The organism is Gordonia sp. p3-SID1431 (genome assembly GCF_025143765.1).
Lineage (GTDB): Bacteria > Actinomycetota > Actinomycetes > Mycobacteriales > Mycobacteriaceae > Gordonia > Gordonia hongkongensis.
In genome coordinates, this window is the sequence record NZ_JAMBDT010000151.1 from 1 (window position 1) to 9,055 (window position 9,055).

The 9,055-nt window shown below is 70.6% G+C and carries 6 protein-coding genes and 1 pseudogene; 3 read left to right on the forward strand and 4 right to left on the reverse strand.

Going from position 1 to position 9,055, the window contains the following annotated elements:
- A partial coding sequence (locus M4D77_RS22745) for a helicase-related protein (RefSeq protein ID WP_259937517.1) occupies window positions 1-3,561 on the forward strand: 3,561 nt, incomplete at its 5' end.
- 8 nt (window positions 3,562-3,569) lie between these two features.
- Window positions 3,570-4,361: a DNA-formamidopyrimidine glycosylase family protein gene (locus tag M4D77_RS22750; protein ID WP_226512932.1), complete on the forward strand. Its 792-nt coding sequence runs from the start codon at window positions 3,570-3,572 to the stop codon at window positions 4,359-4,361.
- 15 nt (window positions 4,362-4,376) lie between these two features.
- Here M4D77_RS22750 and M4D77_RS22755 read toward each other — a convergent pair whose 3' ends face one another.
- Window positions 4,377-4,799, reverse strand: coding sequence for a pyridoxamine 5'-phosphate oxidase family protein (locus M4D77_RS22755; protein WP_065630753.1), 423 nt, complete (start codon window positions 4,797-4,799; stop codon window positions 4,377-4,379).
- Window positions 4,800-4,890: 91 nt separating this feature from the next.
- Window positions 4,891-6,633, reverse strand: a complete 1,743-nt coding sequence (gene glpD, locus M4D77_RS22760; protein WP_065630729.1) for a glycerol-3-phosphate dehydrogenase — start codon at window positions 6,631-6,633, stop codon at window positions 4,891-4,893.
- 76 nt (window positions 6,634-6,709) lie between these two features.
- On the opposite strand from glpD, the gene glpK reads away from it, so the two are divergent.
- Entirely contained in the window at window positions 6,710-8,197 is a 1,488-nt protein-coding gene (gene glpK, locus M4D77_RS22765; RefSeq protein ID WP_159371872.1) for a glycerol kinase GlpK, read from the forward strand.
- 22 nt (window positions 8,198-8,219) lie between these two features.
- Here the strand turns inward: glpK and M4D77_RS22770 are convergent, their stop codons facing one another.
- Both M4D77_RS22770 and M4D77_RS22775 read right to left on the reverse strand, forming a co-directional pair.
- Entirely contained in the window at window positions 8,220-8,669 is a 450-nt protein-coding gene (locus M4D77_RS22770; RefSeq protein WP_259937519.1) for a hypothetical protein, read from the reverse strand.
- A pseudogene (locus M4D77_RS22775) lies at window positions 8,666-9,055 on the reverse strand (hypothetical protein); the annotation flags it as partial. The gene M4D77_RS22770 and the pseudogene M4D77_RS22775, both read right to left, overlap by 4 nt.

Genomic DNA, 9,055 nt, shown 5'->3' on the forward strand with positions numbered 1-9,055 from the left:
CACGGCTCGGTCAGCAAGGAGCAGCGCGCCCAGATCGAGGACGACCTGAAGGCAGGCCGCCTCTCGTGTGTGGTGGCCACCAGCTCACTCGAACTCGGCATCGACATGGGTGCGGTCGATCTCGTCATCCAGGTGGAGTCCCCGCCGTCGGTGGCGAGTGGACTGCAGCGGATCGGCCGCGCCGGGCACCAGGTCGGCGAGATCAGCCAGGGCATCCTCTACCCCAAGCACCGCACCGATCTGCTGCACTGCACGGTGACGGTGGGCCGGATGCTCGACGGCGCGATCGAGGAGATCAAGGTCCCGCAGAATCCGCTCGACATCCTCGCCCAGCAGACCATCGCGGCGGCCGCGGTCGACGACCTCGAGGTCGATCACTGGTACGAGGTCGTCCGGCGCGCGGCGCCCTACCGTGAACTGGGCCGGGGCGTCTTCGACGCGACCCTCGACCTGATCGCGGGCCGCTTCCCGTCCGACGAGTTCGCCGAACTGCGCCCCCGGGTGAACTGGGACCGCGACGCCGGGGTCATCACCGGCCGGCGCGGCGCCCAGCGGCTCGCCGTCACCTCGGGCGGGTCCATACCCGACCGCGGACTCTTCGGCGTGTTCATGGTCGGCGAGAAGGCCACTCGCGTAGGCGAACTCGACGAGGAGATGGTCTACGAGTCCCGGGTCGGCGACGTGTTCGCGCTGGGCGCCACCAGTTGGCGGATCGAGGACATCACCCACGACCGCGTACTCGTCTCCCCCGCGTTCGGTCAACCGGGCCGGTTGCCGTTCTGGATCGGTGACGCGATCGGACGCCCCGCCGAACTGGGCGCCGCGATCGGCGCCTTCACCCAGTCGATCGCCGATCCCGGGAAGCTCGACGACCAGGCAGACCGACTCGGGCTCACCGACAACGCCCGCAGCAACCTCGCGACACTCATCGCCGAGCAGCGCGAGGCGACCGGACACCTGCCCACCGACCGCACGCTGGTCGTCGAGAGGTTCCGCGACGAGCTCGGCGACTGGCGGGTGATCCTCCACTCCCCCTACGGCTTACGTGTACACGCCCCCTGGGCCAGTGCCATCTCGCAGCGCCTGCTGGAGACCCTCGGCATCGAGGGCGCCACCACCGCCTCCGACGACGGCATCATCCTGCGGATGCCCGACACCGACGACGCCCCTCCCGGAGCCGATGTGTTCCTCCTCGACCCCGACGAGGTCGAGCAACTCGTGACCGACGGTCTGGCCGACTCGTCGATGTTCGCGTCCCGTTTCCGCGAATGCGCCGCGCGCGCCCTGCTCCTGCCGCGACGGGATCCGGGCCGGCGCGCCCCGCTGTGGCAACAGCGCCAGCGCAGCGCCCAACTGCTCTCTGTCGCATCCAAATTCCCCGACTTCCCGATCGTGCTCGAAGCCGTCCGCGAATGCCTGCAGGACGTCTACGACCTCCCCGCCCTGCTCGATCTGCTGACCCGCATCCGCACGCGCCGGATCCGGGTGGTGGAGACCGAGACCCAGAGCCCGTCTCCCTTCGCCGCGTCGCTGCTGTTCGGGTACGTGGGTGCGTTCATGTACGCCGACGACGCGCCGCTCGCCGAGCGCCGCGCGGCCGCCCTCTCCCTCGACACCAGCCTGCTGGCCCAGTTGCTCGGGCGCGTCGACCTGCGCGAGCTCCTCGATCCGGCGGTCATCGCCGACGTGATCGCCCGGCTCCAACGCCTGTCCCCCGAGCGTCAGGCGCGCGACGCCGAGGACATCGTCGACCTGCTGCGATGGCTGGGCCCGCTCACCACCGAGGAGGTCGCGGCCCGGTATCGCGGCGACGAGCCGGCCGCCGATCTGCTCACCGAGTTGCACCGGGTCGGGCAGATCATCTCGGTCAACCACAACGCACGTGCGCTGTGGGCGGCCATCGACGACACCGCCCGCCTCCGTGACGCTCTCGGGGTGCCCGCACCTCTCGGCATCCCGGCGGCCTATCTCGAGGAGGTGCCCGACCCCGTCGGAGACCTTATCGGCCGGTACGCCCGCACCCATGGCCCGTTCACCGTGCCCGAGGCCTCCGCGGCTCTGGGTATCGCGACCGGGGTCGTGCGCGACACCCTCAACCGTCTCGCATCGGAGCGACGCGTCGTCGAGGGTGACTTCCTGCCCGATGCCGGTACCGGCCCCCGGGACGGGCAATGGTGTCACGCCGACGTGCTGGGTCAGATCCGACGCGGTTCCCTGGCGGCGAGCCGCGCCGAGGTGGCTCCCGTCGGTACCGACGTCCTCACCCGGTTCCTCCTCGACTGGCAGCACGCGTCGTCGGGCACCCAGCTCCGGGGTGTCGACGGGGTGGCGACGGTCATCGACCAGCTGGCCGGGTTCCCGCTGCCGGCGTCCGCGTGGGAGTCCCTCGTACTGCCGGCCCGGGTGTCCGATTACGCAGCGCCGATGCTCGACGAACTGCTCAGCGCCGGTGAGGTCATCTGGTCCGGACACGGTCGCATCGGGAACTCCGACGGCTGGGTGGCGCTGCATCCCGCGGACGTCGCCGTCCTGACGCTGCCCGACGCCGACGAGATCGACACCACCCCGGTCCACGACGGGGTCACGGCCGCACTCGAACCCGGTGGTGCCCTGCGGTTCCCTCAGATCGCCGCCGACATCAGCACCGGCACCACCACGCCGGCCGCCGACATCGAGACCGCCCTGTGGGACCTCGTGTGGGCGGGGCGGGTCAGCAACGACAGCTTCGCGCCCGTCCGGGCCCTGCTGCAACCGCGGCGCAGCCCGTCCGCACCGCGCTCGGCGCCCGCGCATCGGGCACGCGGACGCGCACCCCGGCTCCGGGCCGGCCGCCTGTCGGCCCGGTACCTCACCGAACACTCCGTCGCTCCCCCGGTGTCGCCGACGGCGAGTGGCCGCTGGTTCGCCCTCGACCACCCGTCCACCGAGCCGACCATCGCCACGCAGGGCCTCTGCGATCAGTTGCTGACCCGATACGGCGTGATCACGCGCGGCAGCGTGGTCTCGGAGGAGGTGACCGGCGGCTTCGCGCGGGTCTACAAGGCGCTCACCGTCTTCGAGGACAACGGACATGTTCGTCGCGGCTACTACGTCGACGGCCTCGGCGGGGCGCAGTTCGCCTCGCCGGCCACGGTCGACGAATTGCGCCGGCATGCGCTGCCCGATCGCAAAGCGCCCCGCGAGGCAACCGTGCTGGCCGCGACGGACCCGGCCAATCCCTACGGGGCGGCGCTCGAGTGGCCGGCGTCTCGCGACGCCGAGGCCGGTCACCGCCCGGGCCGCAAACCGGGGGCGCTCGTGGTGATCGTCGACGGTGACGTGGTGTGTTTCGTCGAACGCGGCGGCAAGACGCTGCTGACGTTCAGCGACTCGATCCCGCGGCTGGAGTCGGCCGCGGGCGCGCTGGTCGCACTGGTCCGGCGGGGCCGGATCGCGCGTCTGACGATCGACCACATCGACTCGGAACCCGTGCGCGCCACCGACTTCGGCAAGGTGCTCGTCGAAGCGGGATTCTCGACGACCCCGCGCGGCATCCGGCTGCGTTTCGGTGATCATGCCTGAGGTGGACCATGCCTGAGGGCGACACCGTCTACGCGGCCGCCGCACGACTGCGGGCGGGGCTCGCGGGACGGGTGCTCGAGTCGTCGGACTTCCGCATCCCGTCGCTGGCCACCGCGGACCTCTCCGGACGCGAGGTCCTCGCGGTGCGATCGGTGGGCAAGCACCTGCTGATCGACGTCGCCGAGAGCGGTCCGGGTGTCGGCGACACCCTCAGCATCCACTCGCATCTGAAGATGGAGGGCGCCTGGCACGTGCACCCGCGGGGGCAACGGTGGCGCCGCCCGGCCTACCAGGCCCGCGCGGTCCTGCGCACCGCCGACCATGAGGCGGTCGGTTTCGACCTCGGCGTACTGGAACTGCTCGCCGACCCCGACGCCGCGCTCGCCTACCTCGGCCCCGACCTGCTCGCCGACGACTTCGATCGCGAGGAGGCGATCCGACGCCTCGGTTCCGACCCGGACGCGACGATCGGTGCGGCCTTGCTCGACCAGCGGCTGATCGCGGGAATCGGCAACGTCTTCCGCAGCGAGATCTGCTTCCTGCGGCGGGTCCTGCCGACCCGCCCGGTCGGCGAGGTCGACCTCGGGCCGGTCGTGGACCTCAGCCGACGCCTGCTGTGGGCGAACCGCTTGCGATCGGCCCGCACCACCACGGGCAACACATCGCCCAATGCGCGGATGTGGGTGTACGGACGCCACGGGCGGCTGTGCCGGCGCTGCGCCACCCCGGTGAAGCGGGGCGAACTCGAATCCCCGGGCGGCGAACGATCCGTCTATTGGTGTCCCCGGTGCCAGGTGTGATCCGGCCGAGGCCCCTCACACGGGGTAGCGCTCGGGCTCGGGCCCGAACTCGAAGCGGCGGGCGGTGATCGAGTCGACCGTGATCTCCACGTAGTTGTATTTCATCGTCGCGATCCACGGGCGCAGCGGCAGCTGGTCGGCCGCCTCGATCTCCCGGAGCGACACCAGTATGCGTGCCGTCCCCTTGGCGACCACACTCCACCCGTCGGCGTCGGTGTGTCCGTCGGCCTCGAACGCCACTCGCGAATTCACCGCCAGCTCCGACAGTTTCGTGCCCTCGCCGGACCGCAGCATGATGCGGCCGTCGGTCGCATGGAAGTTCACCGGAAAGATGTCGGGCTGGCCGTCGACGCTCAGAGCGATCCGACCGAGCTCGGCTACTCCCAACAGATCCCAGGCCTGGTCGGGGGTGAGCACCCGAACCGATTCGTCGACCATGATCTCGTCTCCTTCTTCCCCCACCCCGATCGTGCCGCGGCATCAGGGGGCAGAGACAGAGGCCAACGTCCCGACTCGACCGGAGCCACCGTCACTTCGGAACGGGCACCGGCTCCAGGATCTCGGCCCGGGCCTCGGGGGCCGCGGCGCGCAGGGCGTCGGCGGAGTCGTCGTCGGGTTGCTGCTGCGAGGCCACCTCGGCCTCCACGCGCGCGACGTAGGTCGCCACCTCGAAGTCGCGTTGCTCGGTGGTCCAGCCGAGCAGGGGCGCCAGCAGGTCGGCGACCTCGTCGGCGCAGTCGACGCCACGATGGGAGTATTCGATGGCGATGCGGGTCCGCCGGGCGAGGACGTCCTCGAGGTGCAGCGCCGCCTCGTCGACCGCGGCGTACACCACCTCCACGCGCAGATACTGCGGCGCCGCGGCCAGCGGTTGCAGCAGGCTCTTGTCGCCGTCGGCGTAGTACAGCACGTCGTCGATCAGCGAGCCGTAGCGGTTCAACAACCGGCGAATCCGGTACGGGTGCAACCCGAATCGGCGTCCGAGGTGCTCGCACTGGTTGATGAGCGCGAAGTAACCGTCCGCCCCGAGCAGCGGGACGCGTTCGGTGATCGACGGCGCCACCCGGGTCGGGATGAAGTCGTCGCACGCGTCGACGGCGTCGGCGGCCATCACCCGGTAGGTGGTGTACTTGCCGCCGGCGATCGACACGAGCCCGGGCGCGACGGTCGCGACCGCGTGTTCCCGGGACAGCTTCGAGGTCTCGTCGTCCTCCCCGGCCAACAGCGGCCGGAGGCCGGCGTAGACGCCTTCGATGTCGTCGTGGTTGAGCTTGGTGACCAGGACCTCGTTGACGCGTTCGAGGATGTAGTCGATGTCGGCGCGGGTGGCGGCCGGATGCGCGAGGTCGAGGTTCCAGTCGGTGTCGGTGGTGCCGATGATCCAGTGCGTCTCCCACGGGATGACGAACAGCACCGAGTTGGCGGTGCGCAGGATGATCGCCGTCTCGCTGACGATGCGGTCGCGCGGCACCACGATGTGCACACCCTTGGAGGCCCGGACCTTGAAGTGCCCGCGCTGCTTGGACAGTGCCTGCACCTCGTCGGTCCACACGCCCGCGGCGTTGATCACGCAGTGGGCACGGATCTCGGTCACATCGCCGTTCTCGGTGTCGCGCACCCGGACTCCGAGCACCCGGTCGGATTCGCGCAGAAATCCGGTGACCTGGGTCGAGGTCCGGATGACCGCACCGTAATTGGCCGCTGTGCGGGCGACCGTGAGGCTGTGCCGCGCGTCGTCGACGACGGTGTCGTAGTACCGGATCCCGCCGATGAGCGAGCTGCGCTTGAGTGCCGGGGCCACGCGCAGAGCACCCGATCGGGTGACATGACGCTGTCCGGGAACGGACTTGGCGCCGCCCATCCGGTCGTAGAGGAAGATGCCGGCTCCGACATACGGCCGCTCCCACACGCGTTGCGTGAGCGGATACAGGAACGGCAACGGCTTGACCAGATGTGGCGCGAGGAACCGGAGCGACAACTCGCGTTCGCGTAGAGCCTCACGCACGAGGCCGAATTCGAGCTGCTCGAGATAGCGGAGGCCGCCGTGGAACATCTTCGACGACCGGCTCGATGTGCCCGAGGCGATGTCGCGTGCCTCGACCAGCGCGACGCGCAGACCGCGTGTCGCGGCGTCGAGTGCGGCACCGACACCCACCACGCCGCCACCGATGACCACCACGTCGAACTGTTCCTCCCCGAATCTCCGCCACGCCTCGGCGCGGTAGAGGGGCCCCATGTCGGCGGGCCGGTCCGCGTTGAACTCGGTGTTCATGGTTGCTGAGCCTAATTGATCTCTGTGGCCTCGACAGCGTGCGACACTGTCCGGCGTGGGTAGGTCAGGCAAATACGTGGCGGCAATCGACCAGGGCACCACCTCGACCCGGGCGATGATCTTCGATCACGAGGGTCGCGTCGTCGGCGCCGAACAGCTCGAACACGAACAGATCTTCCCGCGCGCGGGCTGGGTGGAACACGACGCCGCCGAGATCTGGCGTAACACCCGCCGCGTCGGCGCCGCTGCCCTCGCGTCGGCCGAACTGACCGCGAAGGACATCGTCGCCTGCGGCCTCACCAATCAGCGCGAGACCACCGTGATCTGGGAGCGCGACACCGGCAAGCCGGTGCACAACGCCATCGTGTGGCAGGACACGCGAACCGATGATCTGTGCACCGAGCTGGCCGGAGATGTCGGCATGGACCGGTTCCGCGATCGCTCCGGCCTGCCGTTGTCGACCTACTTCGCCGGCCCCAAGGCCCGCTGGCTGCTCGACTCCGTGGACGGCCTCCGCGAACGCGCCGAGAACGGCGAGTTGTGCTTCGGCACAATGGATTCCTGGATGGCGTGGAACATGACCGGCGGCGTGGACGGGGGTCAGCACGTCACCGACGTCACGAATGCCTCCCGGACGATGCTGATGGACCTGCGCACCCAGCAGTGGGATGCCGAGATCTGCGCCGACATGGGCATACCGATGGCCATGCTGCCCGAGATCCGAAGCTCCTCGGGCGACTTCGGGGCGCTCCGCGGCAACGGCCCGCTGCCCGGCGTGCCCCTGGCGGGCATCCTCGGCGACCAGCAGGCGGCGACCTTCGGCCAGGCCTGCCTGGAACCCGGCGAGGCCAAGAACACCTACGGGACCGGCAACTTCCTGCTCCTCAACACCGGCACCGAGCCGGTCTTCAGCGAGCACGGACTGCTCACCACCGTCTGCTACCGCATCGGCGAGCAGCCCGCACGATACGCACTCGAGGGCTCGATCGCGGTGACCGGTTCGCTCATCCAGTGGCTGCGCGACAACCTCGGCCTGATCCCGCAGGCATCTGACGTCGAGAAACTGGCCGGCGGGGTCGACGACAACGGCGGCGTCTACTTCGTCCCGGCGTTCTCCGGACTCTTCGCGCCGCGCTGGCGCCCCGATGCCCGCGGCGTCATCGTGGGTCTCACCCGGTTCGCCGACAAGGGCCACATCGCCCGAGCCGCACTGGAAGCCAGCGCCTTTCAGACGCGTGAGGTCATCGAGGCGATGCAGGCCGACTCCGGGGTCGAACTGTCGACGTTGAAGGTCGACGGCGGAATGGTCGTGAACGAACTGCTCATGCAGTTCCAGGCCGACATCCTCGACGTACCCGTCGTGCGGCCGGTCGTCAACGAGACGACCGCCCTCGGGGCGGCCTACGCGGCCGGCCTGGCCGTCGGTTTCTGGGAGAGCGAGGACGACATCCGCGCCAACTGGGCCGAAGACCGCCGGTGGGAGCCCGGGATGGCCGCCGACGACCGCGACCGCCTCTACGCGGGATGGAACCGAGCCGTCGAGCACAGCTTCGGCCTGACCTGACCGGCGCGACGGCGCCGCCGCCTCACATCACGTGGTCGGCGAGGATGGCGACCACACCGGCCGTGCCGCCCAGTGCCGCGGCGGCCTCGTAGGCCGATTCGCGGAGCGCATCGCGCAGCGACTCACCAGCGGCGGGCGTCGACATCGCGGCTACCAGGCAGTCGACGGCGCGGGCGCGGCGAAAGCTGTCGCGCTGGGCGTCCACGTCGCCACGACGCTGATGCGCGAAGGCGTCGAAGTCGTGCTGTGCCGCGACGAGCCGCAGACGTGCGATGCCGGCCGTCGACGCACCGCCCTGCCGCCGCCACTGGCTGATCGCCTCCCGGATCTCGGGCGTCGAGACCGCCGTGACGTCCAGGACGGTCGCGACGATCAGGTGCAGACACGCCGTGAGGTCTTCGTCGGGCACCGAGTCGACGAGGCGGGCGACGCCGCCCGGTAACCGGTCGACACGCTTCAGCCCGGGGTTCACACGGTCTCCGGTTTCGACGTGGCCGAACCGCCCGACGGTGCACCGGTGTCGTCCGAGACCTCCTGCGCCGCACCGTCGACGGGGGTCCGGGAGACGGCGTCGCCGGGTGCCGCGGGCCGCAGGGACAAGGCCTGATCCGGCCCGGCCGGCGCGGCGTCGTCGACCGCCGGGGAGGCCTGCCGGATCCAGTCGCCGATGACGGGCGGGCCGACGAGCGGCATGTCGCCGACGAGCTGCGCGCCGTGTTCCCGTGTGTGCAGGTACGGCGCGGCCCGGTGGCTGTCGTCGTCGGCGCCGGGCCGCCGTCCGCCGCCCGGTGCCCCGGCGAGCGGCATCCCCGTCGGGCGCTGGGCAACCGGCCCGGCGGTGGCGGGGGTCGCCGGCGT

Coding starts and splice junctions, on each gene's coding strand:
- glpD (WP_065630729.1), bottom strand. CDS start 6,633: ATGAACACCGAGTTCAACGCGGACCGGCCCGCCGACATGGGGCCCCTC.
- M4D77_RS22755 (WP_065630753.1), bottom strand. CDS start 4,799: ATGGTCGACGAATCGGTTCGGGTGCTCACCCCCGACCAGGCCTGGGAT.
- M4D77_RS22750 (WP_226512932.1), top strand. CDS start 3,570: ATGCCTGAGGGCGACACCGTCTACGCGGCCGCCGCACGACTGCGGGCG.